Raw genomic sequence first — 13,122 nt, 5'->3', positions numbered from 1 at the left:
TTATACCGCCTGCGCTGGGACTTTGGGCTGCCTTACGCCACGAAATAGCAGGTACCAGCAGTTAGCTCACTACGAGCAACAAGTCACCGCTTTCTACCTTGGTGGGCTGCATCAAGGCGATGCGCTCTACGGTGCCGTCGATAGGCGCGGAGATGGTGGCTTCAAGCTTCATCGCCTCGATCACAGCCACCGCATCACCGGCCTTGACTTCCTCGCCCTCAGCAACCGTGACGGTCACTGTGCCCGCGAAAGGCGCTGCGATATGACCTGGGTTGCCTGGATCAGCCTTTTCAGCGGCCTTGACCACGGACTCCACGTTTCTATCGCGCACCTCCATCGGGCGAACCTGTCCGTTCACCGTCAGCATGACCTTGCGCATGCCCTTCTCATCTGGCTCGGAGATCGCGTCGAGGCGCACGAGGAGCACCCGGTTGTCAGCCAGCCTGATCGTCGTTTCCTCGCCAGCGACGAGTCCATAGATAAACTCTCGGTCGCCGAGGATCGCGGTGTTGCCGAACAAGCGACGGTGCTCTGCGAACTCCTCCGCAGGCTTCGGGAACAGCAGTCGATCCAGCGCAGCGCGGCGAGTGACAGAATCGCCAGACAACGCGGCGGCCGCGGATTCTGGCACGTCAACTACGCGATTCGCCTCGCTACGTCCCGCCAAAGCACGGGTTCGCAGTGGCTCCGGCCATCCCCCGGGAGGAGTGCCAAGTTCACCGCGGAGGAATGCAATAACGGAGTCAGGAATATCGTACTTTTGTGGATCCGCAGCGAATTCAGCCGGCGTCACACCCGCACCCACGAGGTATAGCGCCAGGTCGCCGACAACCTTGGAGGACGGGGTGACCTTTGTAGGTCGGCCGAGGAGCTCATTCACGCCTGCGTAAGCATCCTCGATGAGTTCGAAGCGATCCGCTAGCCCCAGCGCCACCGCCTGCGCGCGGAGATTGGAGAGCTGACCACCCGGAATCTCATGCCGGTACACCCGCCCGGTAGGACCTGGGGTACCTGATTCGAATGGTGCGTAAATCTGTCGCACCGCCTCCCAATAGGGTTCTATATCAGAGACGGCCTGCAAGGAAAGCCCGGTGTCGCGTTCAGTGTCAGCGAAGGCCGCGACCAGTGCGGACATGGAAGGCTGCGAGGTGGTGCCAGACAGCGGCGCCGAAGCGACGTCAACGGCGTCCGCACCGGCATCCGCAGCTGCAAGATAGGTAGCCAGCTGACCGCCAGCGGTATCGTGTGTGTGCACATGCACGGGCAGGTCAAAGCGCTCTCGCAGTGCGCCGACGAGGGTGGCAGCTGCCTTCGGACGTAACAGGCCGGCCATGTCCTTGATGGCCAGCACATGCGCCCCAGAATTGACGATATCTTCCGCTAGCCGCAGGTAGTAGTCGAGAGTGTAGAGCTTTTCATTCGGGTCGGCCAGGTTACCTGAGTAAGCCATCGCCACCTCTGCCACAGCGGTGCCGGTATTCAGCACAGCATTGATCGCGGGCCGCATCTGAGAGACATCGTTAAGGGCGTCGAAAATGCGGAAGATGTCCACGCCAGAGGACGCAGCCTCCTGCACAAACGCCTGCGCGACGCTGTCGGGATACGGCGTGTAACCGACGGTGTTACGCCCGCGCAACAGCATTTGGATTGGCACGTTCGGCATCGCCTCGGCAAGCCTGTCTAAGCGCTCCCACGGATCCTCATGGAGGAATCGCAATGCCACGTCATAGGTAGCACCACCCCATGCCTCCACAGACAGCAGCTCAGGTGTCAGTGCGGACACCGCTCGAGCGGCGTCGACTAACGCGCTCGATCGAACGCGCGTGGCCAAGAGCGACTGGTGAGCATCGCGGAAGGTGGTGTCGGTGACAGCAAGCGCTGTTTGCTGTCGTAGCTGACGTGCGAAACCGTCCGGGCCAAGCTCGCGGAGAAGATCCTTGCTACCGGGACGACGCTCGGGTAGATCGGGCAGCTTATCGACGGCCCGCGGCATCACGCTCGGGATCCCGTGCGGCCGGTTAACCGTAGTGTCGGCGAGGTAGTCCAAGATGCGCCCCGCCTCGTCGTCGGCAGGTGGCGCCGACATCAACCACGGGTGCTCTTGAATGAAGGAGGTAGCCACCCGCTTGGTAGTGAAGTCTGATTCACGCAGCAAGGCCCGCAAGAAACCAATGTTGGTTGCGACGCCGGAAATATGAAACTCGTTGAGTGCCCGCTGTGCACGGGCCACGGCAGTAGCGAAATCCGCTCCCCGGCAGGTCAACTTGACCAGCATTGAGTCGAAGTGCGCCGTGATCTCTCCGCCCAGCATGGCCGCACCGTCGAGACGGACGCCGGCACCACCGGGACTGCGGTAGGCGGTAATTGTTCCAGTGTCAGGACGGAAGCCGTTACTGGGGTCTTCGGTAGTGATGCGACACTGCAGCGCTGCGCCTCTAGTGGTGATGCTGTCCTGGGTGAGGCCAAGATCACGCAATTTCACGCCCGCCGCGATCTGCATCTGAGTTTTCACCAGGTCCACTTGGGTCACCTCTTCGGTCACCGTGTGCTCAACCTGGATCCGCGGATTCATCTCAATAAACACGTGGTTTCCGGCTTCATCAACCAAGAACTCAACGGTTCCTGCGCCAAGGTAGCCAATGTGGCGACAGAACTTCACCGCATCCGCACAAATCCGCTCCCGCAGCTCAGGATCGAGGAACTGCGCTGGAGCGATCTCTACTACTTTCTGATGGCGGCGCTGCAAGGAACAGTCGCGCTCGTAGAGGTGGATCACGTCTCCAGTGGCGTCCGCCAGAATCTGGACCTCGATGTGCTGTGGGTTCAATACCGCGCGCTCAATGTAGACCCGTGCATCACCGAAAGCGGACTCCGCCTCCCGCGAAGCCTCAATTGCCAGTTCTCGGAGCTGCCCAGATTCTGGGACGAAGCGCATTCCGCGCCCGCCGCCGCCGGCGACTGCTTTAACAAAGATTGGGTAGGTTTGTCCCGCCGCTGATTCCACTAATTCATCGATGTTGTCAGTTGCTTGCGACTCATCGAGCGTTGGGAGGCCGGCTGCACGCGCTGCAGAGACGGCAGCTGATTTATCACCCGTCAGCTCGAGTACTTCCGGGGTCGGCCCGATGAAGGTGATGCCGTGTTCCGCACACTCCCGCGCAAGTTGAGCATTCTCCGAGAGGAAACCATAGCCAGGATAGATGGCATCAGAACCGGATTCCTGCGCGGCCCGAAGGATCTCATCAATGTTGAGATATGCCTTTACCGGCGAGCCTTCAGTTCCAATTCGGATCGCCTCTGAGGCAAAGGCCCGGTGGAATGAGTTTCGGTCCTCGATGGGAAAGATTGCAACTGTTTCGGCACCGATCTCATAAGCAGCGCGAAATGCTCGAACAGCAATTTCGCCACGGTTGGCCACGAGAACCTTTGAAAAAGTTGGTGTCTGTACTTCTTGAGACATTGGCGCCTTCCTATGCGACTTTTAGGACAACTCCCTCAACTTTTCCATGTTTCTGATCGCGCTGCGTCCAGCTTGCTAGAAATACACCGGGTTAAACTACCGCCCCGGCTAAAAAGCGAACGGTTGTGAACCAGTTGCTGGCACTGGCCTACAGTAACCGCATATAGTCCGTGATATGAGACCAACGTCCCCTGCACGAGTTGTGGCTGTGTCCTTGTGTTGGCCACTTTTCCTGCTGCTGCCTGGGCTGGCAGCCTGTTCGCCACCTGCGCCATACGATGCGCTCGCCCGGTTACAAGGGGAACCTGGCCCAGTGCTGACGCTGCCGGCATCGGAGCTCGTCACCAAGGACGCTCAACATTTTGTCATCGTGTGCCCCGGTGTCACGGCCCACGACGTAGTAGCAGTTGTAGAAGACTCAGTTAAGGTTCCCGAAGAGGGCTACGACCAGGTGATGAACTCCTTTGTCAGCGTTACCTCAGATCGCAGCGTTGAGACTCAGCGTTATGCCACCGAGGAGCTCGACCTGTGCAGCGAAGGCTTCGCAGATCCCCTCACGCTACGCACAACCGCCACCGAGTTGACCTTCCGAAAGGAAGGAACTCAGTGGCGGCTGCAGGCTCGCTAGGCTGCGAAGGCTAGTCCAGGTCGTCGTGAGTGACGAGCTGACGTGCTGCCTCCGTGATCGAACCCGACAAGGAAGGGTACACGGCGAAAGTGCCGGCTAGGTCGGCGACGGTGAGACGATTGTTCACTGCTACCGCGATCGGAAGGATCAGCTCAGAAGCGATCGGGGCGACCACTACGCCACCGATGATCTGACCTGATGCCTGACGACAGAACAGCTTGACAAAGCCGTGCCGAATGCCGCGCATCTTGGAACGCGCATTTGTTGCCAGCGGCAGCATGATTGTGCGTGCGTTGACCTTACCGTCAGCCACTTCTTGCTGAGTAATGCCCACCGCAGCGATTTCTGGACGCGTGAACACTGCGGTGGCCACCGTCTTCAGACGGATCGGTGATACGCCTTCGCCGAGAGCGTGGTACATGGCGATACGCCCCTGCATGGCGGCGACGGAGGCGAGAGGGAACAAATCGGTGCAGTCACCGGCTGCGTAAATTCCAGCAACGGAAGTGCGCGATACTCGGTCCACCTTGATGTGGCCAGAAGGAGCAACATCAACGCCTACGGTTTCCAGCCCGAGATCGGCGGTGTTCGGAACTGAGCCGACAGTCATGAGTACATGGGATCCCTCGATGGCACGGCCGTCGGAGGTGTGGACTACTACCTTGTCATCTCCGGCGTATTCCACGTTCTCCACACGGGCGTGCTTTTCCAACTGCACACCCTTTTCTGCGAGCACAGTCTCGAGGACATCTGCTGCATCAGCATCATCATGTGGGAGGATGCGGTCGCGCGAAGCAACCATCGTCACCTTCACGCCCAATTGTGCGTAGGCGGAAACGAATTCGGCGCCGGTGACACCCGAACCCACCACAATCAGGTGCTCTGGCACTTCTTGCAGGTCATATACTTGACGCCAGTTGAGGATGCGGTTGCCGTCTGGTTCTGCTCCCTTGAGGATGCGAGGCGAGGAACCGGTGGCGATGAGAACAAGTTCGGATTCGAGCAGCTCGGTAGTTCCATCATTCTTGTCCACATGGATGTAGTGAGTGACCTGCTTGTTGCTGTGGTCGTCGAAGCGAGCACGGCCGTTGATCACGCGGATACCTGCGCGACGCATCTGGGCGAGAATGTCGGCAGATTGTGCTTGCGCCAGATCCTTCACACGACGGTTGATCTCTTCGATATGCATCAGTTCACGAGCACCATCGATTTCAGTGAAGATGCCCGTCGCAGCAATGAACGACTTTGAAGGCACACAGTCGAGGACAACGGCGGCACCGCCCAAGCCCTGGTCCTCAACCAAGGTGACTTCAGCTCCGTACTTGGCCCCTGCCAAAGCTGCTTCGTAGCCAGCAGGGCCGCCGCCGATGATCACGATTCGATTGATCACTTAAGTTCTTCCTCCAAAGCCTTTTGATTTAGGTTCGCACCGGTTAGCTTAGCCGACTTTCTTCGTTATCGGCTTCTTGGGCGAATCGTTGTGCTATAGCACCGAACAACCGGACACCAACCTCCACGCACCGCGGGTCTACTATGAGGTCCGCTCGATGCAGATCAAACTTCTCGCCGGCCCCACTCCAACAACCGAGCCGGCCCATCGCGCCTGGCACATGTTCCAAATACCAGGAGAAATCCTCACCGCCCGAAGATTGCGGAGCTTCTACTATGGCCATGGGGTCGATCGTGCGTGCGGCGTCGACAAGCATTGCAGTGGAGACATCATCATTGACCACCGGTGGCACTCCCTTGATATATCGGATATCGAAGTTGCAACCGGTTGGTGCCAGTATCTGGGCGATGAGTTCACGCATCAGCGGCTCAATCGTCCGCCACACCTTGATGTCCGCGGTGCGAATCGTGCCGGAAACCGTCCCGGTTTCGGGAATCGCGTTGGCGGCATAACCAGCATTAATCGTCCCGAACACCATAACGGTTCCGGTCCGCGGATCTACCCGGCGCGAGAGCAGCGCCGGGAGCTGCGTCACCACCGAGGACAGCGCATAAACTACATCCGCCGTCATATGCGGCCGGGAGGTGTGTCCTCCCGGGCCTGACACGCGGATCTCCAGCACATCGCCTGCCGACGTAATCGCCCCGGCCCGCGCCCCTATGAGCCCTACCCGCAATTTGGGCTCCACGTGCAGCGCAAAGATCTGGTCGACGCCTTCCAATCCGCCCCACGCGATCACCTGTGGCGCGCCGCCGTCCATGACTTCCTCAGCTGGCTGAAAAATGACCCGGATGCCGGTTTTGAGTGGATACGTAGCTAGCGCCACTGCGGTGGCCAATGCGACCGTTGTGTGGACATCATGCCCGCAGGCGTGCATGACTCCAGGGTGCATGGAAGCAAAGGAAACTCCGGTGTGTTCTTCGATGGGCAGCGCATCGATATCGCCACGAAACGCCAAGCGAGGCGCGTCCTCCGGCCCCAGGTCCACCATGAGCCCCGTGCCCGGGAATGGTTTCGGCTGCAGGCCGTGTTGACGCAGCACGTTTTCAATGAAGGCTGTGGTGTCATACTCCATGTGGGATAGCTCTGGGTTTTGGTGCAGGTGATGCCGCCACGCATGGATGCTGGCGGAGTTCTCCGCTAACCAAGTGTCTATGTGAGATCGGATCGAAATCATTTACTGCCTCCTGCCACGAAGCTTAGCTAAAGCGACTAAGTTGGTGATATGTCCCAGCCTCGAGAGCTCGTTTTTGGCACGGCGGGTATGCGCGCCCCAATCGGTCCAGCACCAGATCAAATGAACGTCATTCAGGTCACCCGGGTGACCGCCGGTCTTGCCGCGTGGTTGTCCAAATCTGTGGGCCGAGTGCGCAAAGATCATCCCCTCTCCGTCCTCTTCAATCAAGACGATTCCCTGCATGTGGTGGTCGGGTACGACGCCCGCTACGGCTCTCCCAACTTTGCTGCTGTCACCGCCGAGGTATTTGCTGGTGCTGGTTTTGAAGTCACATTGCTGCCGATGCCGTCGCCCACTCAGCTCGTGCCATGGCTAATTCGCAACCGTGGCTTGGATGCCGGGGTGCAAATCACCGCTTCCCATAATCCGGCAGGCTATAACGGTTACAAGGTCTATTCCTCCGACGGGCGACAAATCGATACTGATGCTGAGCACGCGATCGAAGAGGAGATCCGGGCGATCGAGGATCCTTTACAGGTTCCCCGCGTCATGGTGCGTCCCACCACGGACCAGCTCCGGCGCTACATTGATGACGAAGTGGATCTGATCGCACCACCGCAGGCGGATTTGCTTCGCGTTAACAACGAGCGTGCCGCGCTGAAGGTTGCCTACACTTCGATGCATGGGGTTGGTGGCCGGGCGATGACGCAGGCGCTGCTGTCTGCCGGCTTCGCGCAGATCTTTCCTGTTACCGCGCAGCACTACCCGGATCCACTGTTCCCCACCGTGGATTTTCCAAACCCAGAAGAACCAGGGGCTACCGACCTGCTCATGGAGACGGCGCAGCAGGTTGATGCTGACGTGCTCATTGCGCTGGACCCCGACGCCGACCGGTGTGCGATCGGCTACAGGCAATCAGATGGCACCCATGTCATGCTGCGTGGCGACGACCTCGGCCCGCTCCTCGCAGTGCGGCTCACGCCTCGCATCGCCGCGGAAGACCACCCCGTGGTCGCCGCTTCTGAGGTGAGCTCTAGATTGCTCAAGCACATTGCTGCAGATTACGGCTGGGACTACCAAGACACCTGTACCGGCTTCAAGCACCTTGTGCGCGCTGCAGATGACCGACCGGGCACGTTGGCGTTCGCTTATGAAGAGGCAATCGGGACGGCGCCCGCTCCGCACCTCGTCGGAGACAAAGATGGCATCGCTACGGCGCTCTACGCCTGTGCTTGGGCCGCTGAGCTCAAAGCACAAGGCATGACGCTCGGCGATGAACTAGTAACACTGCACAAGCGGTACGGCATGTTCCTCAGCGATCAAATCGCGGTACGCACCTCGGACCCCGAAGGCTTGATTGCAGCGCTGCGTATGCATCCGCCCACAACGCTTGCCGGAGTACCAGTGCACGCTGAGGACCTACGGTGCTCGCAGGGAGTACTGTTTTCAGGTCCAGGTGTGCGTGCACTGGCGCGAACCTCTGGAACTGAAAGCAAGGCGAAGTTCTATCTCGAGGTACACCAGCCCTGGGAGTCGGAAGGAGCTGCCGAGCTCCTCGAGCTGCTCCGCACGGAAATAGACGAGCTAGTGACTCGACTGTAGCCCGCGCTTCTGCGCGCTATATCTGGATGTTGCGAGGCCCGTAGAGGCGGTCACCGGCATCACCGAGGCCGGGGACGATGTAGGCGTCCTCATTGAGGGTCGGATCTACCGTCGCAGTGATCAGCTTGCAGGGCAGGCCCGAGTTTGCCAAGGCGTCAACGCCCGCTTGGGCCGACACCATGCATACGCAGGTGATATCAGTGGCGCCACGATCCGCCAGCAGCCGGATGGCGTGCAACAAAGAGCCACCGGTGGCAAGCATCGGGTCAACCACGAATACTGTCCGCCCGGAAAGATCCTCTGGCAGGGCTTCCAGGTAAGGAACTGGCTCGTGGGTTTCCTCGTCGCGTGCTAGGCCGATGAAACCGACTTGCGCATCGGGGATCATAGACAACGCTGGGTCGATCATCCCCAAGCCTGCGCGGATGACTGGAACGATGATTGGTGGGTCGAGCAGTCGGGCGCCCGTCGCGACGGCGACGGGTGTAGTGACGTCGAAGTGCTCGACCTCAAGGTCACGTGATGCCTCATAGATCAGCATGGCACCAAGATCAGCGAGTGCCGCGCGGAAGGCAGCGTTATCGCTGCGTTCATCGCGCATGATCGTGAGCCGGGCAGCTGCAAGTGGATGGTTGACGATGCGGATATCCATACCGGAAAGTCTAGATGAAAATTTCTGATACCTAATGCAACCTTTTGAGGGTGTGCAGCAGTCTATTTAAGTATGAGCCTTTTTAACTTTTCTCCAGCCCGTACTCGCCTCTTGATTTCTGACCTTCGCACCCAAGCAAGCAGTGTTTCTGCGACCTCCGTCACCGCCGAAGACACCACAGATTTTCACGTCGCAGTCCGCGAAGCGGCCGAGCGGCTCAATCTACGAGCCACGCATCTTGGCAACTACCTACACCGTGTCGCAGACAACTCCGAGCGCGTCCTAACGCAGGTAGAAGAAAATGATGCCGCCTTAGCCCGGGACCTGGAGTTGCTCAGATGATAGACCTCACTGCCCCGCTGCTAGCCATTGAGAAATTGCTTCCGGCCGCAGTGGAAATCGCCGCCGGAACGTTACCCCAGCTGGACACCGCCTTGCAGGTGGCCACTGCGATCGGTGCGAACCCGAACGCTTTGGTGGGAGCACGTGATACGTTGCTGCAAAACCATGGCCAATTCGAAAGCATCATTGGCGCCGCGCTGCCGGAGATTTCGCTAGCCACCAGTGATCTGCTGGGCATTGGCCAAAACTTCCTGAGACAAGCCCTGGGGATTCTCCCGCGGCTGTTGAGCCCGGTGCCGGGATCGCAGGCAACCGCGATAGCGGAATTGAGCACCTTGGCGTTGTTATCAGTTCAGGAGGCAAGCTCCCGCGCCGATAGGCTCCGCGCGGACCTGGCTCCGGCCGTCGCAAAGCTTGACGGCGTCGCTAGCGAACCGTTACCGGAGCTACCTCCCGAGGTACCTGTGGCGCTTTCTGGGCCCGCGCCGACCTCAGCTGCTGGCAGCGCACAGGGCCAGTCTGCGGTGCAGGCGGCGATGACCCAGCTCGGCACGCCTTATGTCTGGGGCGGCACCACCCCAGACGGCGGCTTCGACTGCTCCGGATTCACCCAGTGGGCTTGGCGGCAAGCTGGGGTGGAGATCCCCCGGATCGCGGAAGATCAAACTGTGGGACGGCCAGTAGCCCATGAGGAACTGCAGGCAGGAGACTTGGTGGTGTGGGACGGTCACGTGGCGATGTACGACGGCAAAGGCCACATTATCGAGGCAGGTGACCCTGTTTCGCGTAATCCGCTGCGCCAAACAAATATGGGAATGGCATTCAAGGGTTATTACCGGCCAACAGGCTAAAGGCAGCTAGTATGTGTTCCTATGGCACAGAACCAAGGCATCCTCCCGGTCAAGCTGTCGCTCACTGCAGGCGACTACTACACCCTTTGGGCACCGAGCTGGAATGAGCACGGCGCAGAGTGGCAAGCGTTCTTAGGCGCGGGTGAGCATGTGTTCTTCTTCGAGTCTCCCGCGCAGCTTTTGGCCTACCTGAACACGAACGCCAAGCATGATCTGAAGAACCACCCACAGTGGAACAGCTTTGCTGCCGGTGATGCGCTACGCGTCGTACCTCGCACTCGCGATTACTACGACATCGTCGGAGCACCGGGTATGTTGGCAGGTCGCCCGTCACATGAAAATGTTTCCGGCGTGAATCGGGCGTTTTCCGTGGCACGTGGGCTGGGCGAGGTACTCGATCTTGCTGAGGTCCAGGGCTTCTTTGGCAGCTACTCGATCCTCGGCAATGTTGATCGTGGTTCCGAGCATTTCAGTGCCGAAGAAGGACTCGGCGAGTGGTCGGCCATCGGGCGTACCGTGCTGAAGGGCTGGGACAACGTGGTGGATGCACTCGACAAGGTCGTACACACCCCCGCTGTGCCCGAAGCTGAGGTTTCGCAAGCCCAGGCGCAGATCGACGCCGCGGAAAAGGTAGCAGCAGCGGCGAAAGAACGCGCTGAGAAAGAAGCCGCTGCCGCTGAAGCCGCACTGGATCCTTATGACACCACCATCTGGGGAACCTCCGGAATCGATCCCATCAAGGTGGCCATCGATGGTCGGATTGTTTACTCACTGCGCACCTACGTGGCTGAAAATCCCGTCTTCTTGGGTCGTTTTGGGGAAATCTTCACCTTCAACAATCCGAAAGCTTTGCTCCGCTGGCTCGTGGAACACGGCGACCACGACCTAGCCAAGGTCGCCACGTGGTCGGAAGTCATGGACGAAGTCAACGGTGGTACCGCCGAGATCACTGTTCACCCGGTCAACACGTACACGTTCACGGGTTTGGCGGAGGACATCACTAAAGACCCCAAGGACGTCGATACCGAGCAGATGCGCCAGGCTTATGAGCTGCTTGCCGACGCCGCAGACTGGGCTGGCGACGACTCGCTGAACTCCCTGCTACTGGCAAACCCAGGCCTGCAGGATTACATCTCCTACATGTTGGGCGCCCGCTCCAGCTACTTGCCTTCTGCCCCGTACACTGACGAGGCCAAGGGCTGGAAGCAACTCGAAGAATCCCTGACCAAGCGATTCAGCAAGCTCTAAGCCCCGCTAGTCTTCTTCATCGGCGGGGAGATCCGTCCCCGCCGGATCTTCGAACGCACCATCTTCTAGGTCAGCAAAATTTTGATACGCCGGAATGATCTCCGAGTGCATGATGCTTCGGCGTAGTTCCAACGGCGCGAAAGCAGCCTCCATCGCGTTGACGGTGAGCTCGAAGAGTTCCTCAAGACCATAATCAAAGCCCTCAACAAGCACCATCATCTCCTCAACCACACTGTGCCCGCCGGGATTCAGGGTGCAGGTGAAACCTAGCTGCTGCAGCAGCGGCAATGGATGGTCCCCGACTTCGTCGACAAGCCCGGCAGCGACGTCGGCGCTAAGGCTCATTTCGAGAGGCACTTCGCGGTCTCGAATATAGCTGGACAACGGCCCAGCGGCGATTCCCTCAAGATCAACGCTGAAATCCTCGTACAGCTGCGTGGCACCAGCGATCCGGGCTGCGCCCGCAGTAACAGCAGCCTCGAGTGCGGCAATCCCCTCGCCGCTGTCAGCGTTCACCACGAAGGGCAGGAAGTTTCGGCGTAGCCCCATCAGAGCATCGCCGTGCTTATCGACGCCCTGGGCAGCGCTCCCTTCGAAGGACACCCCTACTACGAGGCCGCGATGACCTCGCGCTAGTTCGATCGCGCTCTCAACAGCAGCGATCTCACTAATGGAGAAGACCACTTTCGCGGTAATTCCGTTGGCTGCTGAACGCTCCACTGCTCGCCGCAACTCCTGCAGCTGGTCCGCAGTGGTGACCGCGCACCGCAGCTCTGCGTAGACAACGCCCTCGCTGGCCAAACGCTCCAATTCGGCGCTTACAGCAGCGAGAGTTACATCGTGGCGTAATACCACCTTGGGAAGGAGTGCCACGATCTCGCGACTGACTAACTTGAACTCCGGGCTGATATCTAGGTCTTGATGCATGCGCTCAAGTCTAGAGCGGGCTGTCTTTCTTCACGACCTCGGCATTAGCAATGCGGTCATGGGCGCCCTGCCTGCCGTTAGACTCACTTATCGTCGAAGCATAGATACACGCAGCGATAAAGGAGACAACGGTACCCACGCCGGGCACCATAGCTACCAACCGCCACCAATTGCGCTTCGCAGCATGTTCGAGCGAAAGCTTCTGTCCGGTGTTGACGTCGCGCACCGTGTAACCGAGCATGAGCTTGGCTGGAGTCGCTCCGAATTTCACTTCGAAGCCAAGGTAATACACCAGGATGATCAGTGCGCTGGCCAGTACCCCGATGAAAGAATCCATGGAAGCACTACTCGTTATTGTGCCCACGATCGCCAAGGCGATTAAACCATCCAGCAGCGTCATACCAACGCGAGCCGAAGGGCTTGGACGATTCGGTGCCATCGGTGCCACTGGCACAGCAAAGTGTGGTGCAACTGGAACGGTTTGCTGCTGTTGGTACTGATTTGCAGAAGCAAAAGGATTTACTGCCGGGTTTGGGTTAATTGGCCGCGTCGGAGGTGCCGGCTGCGGTCGGGCATATTGCGAAGGCTGCGGTTGTGGTTGAGGCGTTGGCTTCGCCGGTTGCTGCGGTGGCAGCAGAGGCCAAGAACCAAAGTTAGCCAAGTGCTCCAACTCATAATCGCCCAACGGCCGACCGGATTCCAGCGCCTGATCATAAGTGGCACGCTGCTCGGGGTGCGCGAGAATTCCATAAGCCATGCGCAGCCTTTTAATCTGAGGCGAATCG

At 59.3% G+C, this 13,122-nt stretch carries 11 protein-coding genes; 5 read left to right on the top strand and 6 right to left on the bottom strand.

Annotated elements, in window-relative coordinates; translation table 11 throughout:
- Positions 1–61 precede the first annotated feature (61 nt).
- A complete protein-coding gene (locus WG936_RS06785; protein WP_339572460.1) occupies positions 62–3,460 on the bottom strand; it encodes a pyruvate carboxylase in 3,399 nt (1,132 codons plus the stop codon).
- Positions 3,461–3,635: 175 nt separating this feature from the next.
- Between WG936_RS06785 and WG936_RS06780 the strand changes: the two genes are divergently transcribed.
- Positions 3,636–4,088, top strand: coding sequence for a hypothetical protein (locus WG936_RS06780; RefSeq protein ID WP_339564638.1), 453 nt, complete (start codon positions 3,636–3,638; stop codon positions 4,086–4,088).
- A 10-nt stretch (positions 4,089–4,098) separates the two neighbouring features.
- Here the strand turns inward: WG936_RS06780 and WG936_RS06775 are convergent, their stop codons facing one another.
- Both WG936_RS06775 and WG936_RS06770 read right to left on the bottom strand, forming a co-directional pair.
- On the bottom strand, positions 4,099–5,475 hold the full coding sequence (locus WG936_RS06775; RefSeq protein ID WP_445227797.1) for an NAD(P)H-quinone dehydrogenase: 1,377 nt from the start codon (positions 5,473–5,475) through the stop codon (positions 4,099–4,101).
- Between the two features lie 46 nt (positions 5,476–5,521).
- Positions 5,522–6,715: an amidohydrolase gene (locus WG936_RS06770; RefSeq protein ID WP_339564636.1), complete on the bottom strand. Its 1,194-nt coding sequence runs from the start codon at positions 6,713–6,715 to the stop codon at positions 5,522–5,524.
- A gap of 48 nt (positions 6,716–6,763) precedes the next feature.
- On the opposite strand from WG936_RS06770, the gene WG936_RS06765 reads away from it, so the two are divergent.
- Positions 6,764–8,317 carry a phospho-sugar mutase gene (locus tag WG936_RS06765; RefSeq protein ID WP_339572459.1) on the top strand — a complete coding sequence of 518 codons (1,554 nt, stop codon included), beginning with the start codon at positions 6,764–6,766 and terminating at the stop codon, positions 8,315–8,317.
- A 16-nt stretch (positions 8,318–8,333) separates the two neighbouring features.
- On the opposite strand, the gene upp is transcribed toward WG936_RS06765, so the two are convergent.
- Entirely contained in the window at positions 8,334–8,969 is a 636-nt protein-coding gene (upp, locus tag WG936_RS06760) for a uracil phosphoribosyltransferase (RefSeq protein ID WP_339564634.1), read from the bottom strand.
- 72 nt (positions 8,970–9,041) lie between these two features.
- Between upp and WG936_RS06755 the strand changes: the two genes are divergently transcribed.
- The 3 genes from WG936_RS06755 to WG936_RS06745 are packed head-to-tail and all read left to right on the top strand — an operon-like array spanning position 9,042 to position 11,410.
- Positions 9,042–9,311 carry a hypothetical protein gene (locus tag WG936_RS06755; RefSeq protein ID WP_339572458.1) on the top strand — a complete coding sequence of 90 codons (270 nt, stop codon included), beginning with the start codon at positions 9,042–9,044 and terminating at the stop codon, positions 9,309–9,311.
- Positions 9,308–10,162, top strand: a complete 855-nt coding sequence (locus tag WG936_RS06750) for a C40 family peptidase (RefSeq protein WP_339572457.1) — start codon at positions 9,308–9,310, stop codon at positions 10,160–10,162. The genes WG936_RS06755 and WG936_RS06750 overlap by 4 nt, the downstream gene beginning before the upstream one ends.
- Positions 10,163–10,183: 21 nt before the next feature.
- Entirely contained in the window at positions 10,184–11,410 is a 1,227-nt protein-coding gene (locus WG936_RS06745; protein ID WP_339572456.1) for a hypothetical protein, read from the top strand.
- Positions 11,411–11,416: 6 nt separating this feature from the next.
- On the opposite strand, the gene WG936_RS06740 is transcribed toward WG936_RS06745, so the two are convergent.
- Positions 11,417–12,337, bottom strand: a complete 921-nt coding sequence (locus WG936_RS06740; protein WP_339572455.1) for an adenosine deaminase family protein — start codon at positions 12,335–12,337, stop codon at positions 11,417–11,419.
- 10 nt (positions 12,338–12,347) lie between these two features.
- On the bottom strand, positions 12,348–13,094 hold the full coding sequence (locus WG936_RS06735; protein ID WP_339572454.1) for an RDD family protein: 747 nt from the start codon (positions 13,092–13,094) through the stop codon (positions 12,348–12,350).
- Between the last annotated feature and the right edge of the window lie 28 nt (positions 13,095–13,122).

The sequence above is a fragment of the Corynebacterium sp. H127 genome, assembly GCF_037482665.1.
In the GTDB taxonomy this organism is placed as follows: domain Bacteria; phylum Actinomycetota; class Actinomycetes; order Mycobacteriales; family Mycobacteriaceae; genus Corynebacterium.
The sequence above is the reverse complement of the archived record's forward strand: the minus strand, read 5'-3'. Positions and strand labels throughout refer to the sequence as shown.